The organism is Xanthomonas populi (assembly GCF_002940065.1).
GTDB classification, from domain to species: Bacteria; Pseudomonadota; Gammaproteobacteria; order Xanthomonadales; family Xanthomonadaceae; genus Xanthomonas; species Xanthomonas populi.
The window spans coordinates 1-2,668 of the sequence record NZ_MDEJ01000245.1 but is presented as its reverse complement, the minus strand read 5'-3'; the positions used below and the strand labels follow the sequence as shown (position 1 = coordinate 2,668).

General features: G+C 62.3%; 2 protein-coding genes and 1 pseudogene. 2 read left to right on the top strand and 1 reads right to left on the bottom strand.

The annotated features are described in order from the left end of the window. Positions 1–230: 230 nt before the first annotated feature. Positions 231–1,687: pseudogene (locus XpopCFBP1817_RS22345) on the bottom strand (rhomboid family intramembrane serine protease). A gap of 114 nt (positions 1,688–1,801) precedes the next feature. On the opposite strand from XpopCFBP1817_RS22345, the gene greB reads away from it, so the two are divergent. Continuing rightward, positions 1,802–2,305: a transcription elongation factor GreB gene (gene greB, locus XpopCFBP1817_RS20410; protein ID WP_128418462.1), complete on the top strand. Its 504-nt coding sequence runs from the start codon at positions 1,802–1,804 to the stop codon at positions 2,303–2,305. 5 nt (positions 2,306–2,310) lie between these two features. Further along, the gene (locus XpopCFBP1817_RS20405) at positions 2,311–2,610 is read left to right on the top strand and encodes a hypothetical protein (RefSeq protein ID WP_244171283.1); all 300 of its coding nucleotides are present in this window, start codon (positions 2,311–2,313) and stop codon (positions 2,608–2,610) included. Positions 2,611–2,668: the final 58 nt, after the last annotated feature.

Genomic DNA, 2,668 nt, shown 5'->3' with positions numbered 1-2,668 from the left:
CTGGAGCGATTACGCACACTGCCCGAACACGTCTACAACCAGATGGTCATGGGCTGAAAAACGTGGGGATACCTCAGATCTCGACTGGTCCTTGCCCGCCCACGTTGCGGGACCTTCTGCGGCATGGATGCCGCACAAGAGCCTCCATGGACGGATTCACGGCGTGTCCCGCGAGGGGGGGCGGGCAAGAGCGCTGCAGCCAAACCACAGAGCCAGCAAGCCGAACCGGCTCACCCATTGTCGAGCAGAAAGCGCGCTTTGTTGGCTTGGCCCTGCTCGGCAAACTTTTCCAACAGCTGACGCAACAAGCGCGTGCGCTGCGCGCCGTCCTGCAACTCGTCGTGCCGCAGGGCCAGCACGAATCAGTGCTGCGCCAACTCTGCGCGCGACGCACTGAGCTCGCATTCTTTCAAGAGGCGCTCGGCATCGGCCAGCAGCCCATTGCGCAGGCATGCACCGATCACGGCCATGCGCGCCGATGGCGCGTCATCGATCCTGGCCTTGCTCAAGTCGGTAGCAACCGCCAGCTGGATGCGCGTCTGCTCGGCGTGATGCGTGTGCAGCTGCAACAGCGCCTGCGCGCGCCGCGAGATGTCCTGGCTACGGCCTGCATTGCGCGCGGTGCGATAACGCGCCAGTGCCAGCTCCAGATTGTGCGGCTGCTCGCCAGCCAACTCGGCCAATAAGCACTCCACCTCTACGTTCTCCATGCGCCACAGATGCCGCTGCGCGCGCTCCCAGCGATCGTCCACCCGCACTGCATCGCCCTCTTCAATAAAGGCCGAGCGGGTGCGCTGCAACAGCACCAACAGGCCACCGAGCAGCGCGCCACTGACCAAGCCGCCGGCATGCGCTTCGAAGGCGACCGCTGCGTCGTCGCTCGACAACAGGCTGTACAGCTCCCAGCACAACCACAGCGGCAGCAGCAGAATCGCCGGGCCACGCACGTAGTTGAACACTGCAAAAAACCTGCAGAAAAAGCGCACTTTTCAGCACCCCCAGACAACGCAGAGAGCCCCCATCAACGCGGCGATCGCACCCGAGGCGCCCAAGCAGCCGCCCGGCTCGCCCCAGCGCCACCACAGGCTGGCCGCGCTGGCACCAAAACCGCCGAGCAGATACAGCAGCAGAAACCAGCCGCTGCCGATCGCTCCTTCCAGCAAGGTGCCCAGCGCCAGCGGAAACAGCATGTTTCCCAGCAAATGATCGAAACTTCCATGCAGAAATATAGCCGTCAGCATCCACGCCGGCGACCATTCCGAACTGCGCTGGAGATGGCGCAGCGTGAACACCTTGGACAGGCGCGCATCTTAGGGCGCGCGCAGCCCGCGCCATTCGCGCACACGCTCCTCGTCCTTGAACAGCGTGCCGCTGCGCAAGGCCTGCGCGAACGCCACATCGTTCGTCGTCAGATGCGCCAGAGACGCGACGCGCTGACGCGCCGGAACGGTGTCCAGCTTTGCCTGGCGCGCGGCGCGCACTTTGGCGTCGTCGGTCTGCTCGAGATAGTGCGCGTGGGCTTGCGCCTCCAACGCACCCAGACCGGAGTCGACGTCATAGCGCACCGCGTTTTCGACCAGCGCGTCGTCCTTGCGTTGATAGCCCAGGTAGACCACCACATTGATCAGCACCAGCAGCAGCGTCACCCAGGCACTGTCTGGCGCGACCAGGATTTGTGCAGCGGCATCAATAGCGTGACGGCGTCCGTGTCCGAGAACGCAAAGCTTCGCTGCGCGGCGGTAGATGCGCAAGCAGGTCATGCGCGCTAGCATCGCTTCCCAGCCGTCCGATCACACCGCCCATGAGCCGCTGGCGCCCGCCTGCCGAAAAAAGCACCGCGCTGATCACGCCCGAAGGTCATGTCCGGCTCAAGGCCGAGTTGGAAGATCTCTGGCGGGTGCGTCGGCCAGAGGTGGTGCGTGCGCTGGCTGCGGCCGCCGCAGAAGGCGACCGCTCGGAAAATGCCGAATACACCTACCGCAAGAAGCAGCTTGGTGAAATCGATCGCCGCGTGCGCTATCTCAGCAAACGGCTGGAAGCGCTGCGTGTGGTGGATACCGCGCCGACCGACCCACGCGCTGTGTTCTTCGGCGCGCAGGTCGAATTGGAAGACGCCGACAGCGGCGAACTGCTGCACTACCGCATCGTCGGCCCGGACGAGACCGACGCCGGACGGGGCTGGATCAGTATCGATTCGCCGTTGGCGCGCGCATTGCTGAAAAAACGCGCGGATGACGAGTTCGAAACGCAGTTACCTTCCGGCAAGCACACCTTTGTGGTGGTGTCTGTCTATTACGAGGCTTGAAACGCATGAATCTCACCCTATTGGACGCATTGGAAAGTGCTGACATTGAGTCAAGATCTGATCGCGCTGAGCGCATCGAATGGCTGGGTGTGATGGAGCAGCCTCCCGTCGCCTTTTTGAGTCATGATGTTGAATCACCCACTCTGCTCAAGGAAGCGAAGAACTGCTTCAAACGTGGCCTGGACATTGCAGCAGTTTTAACGGCAACTGCTTACATTGAGATGACCCTGGCGGATGAGTTGAAGGACGCGGGCCGCTCACAGAGGAAGCCAAAATTGGGAAAAATCATTAAAAGGAGCCTCTAAAAACCCCAGCAATCTGCCATCATTGACTTGACGCCCTGCCAGCGGAGAACGACAGACA

What these genes read in the sequence shown, in the direction of transcription:
- greB (WP_128418462.1), top strand. Translation starts at nt 1,802, where the DNA reads ATGAGCCGCTGGCGCCCGCCTGCCGAAAAAAGCACCGCGCTGATCACG.
- XpopCFBP1817_RS20405 (WP_244171283.1), top strand. Translation starts at nt 2,311, where the DNA reads ATGAATCTCACCCTATTGGACGCATTGGAAAGTGCTGACATTGAGTCA.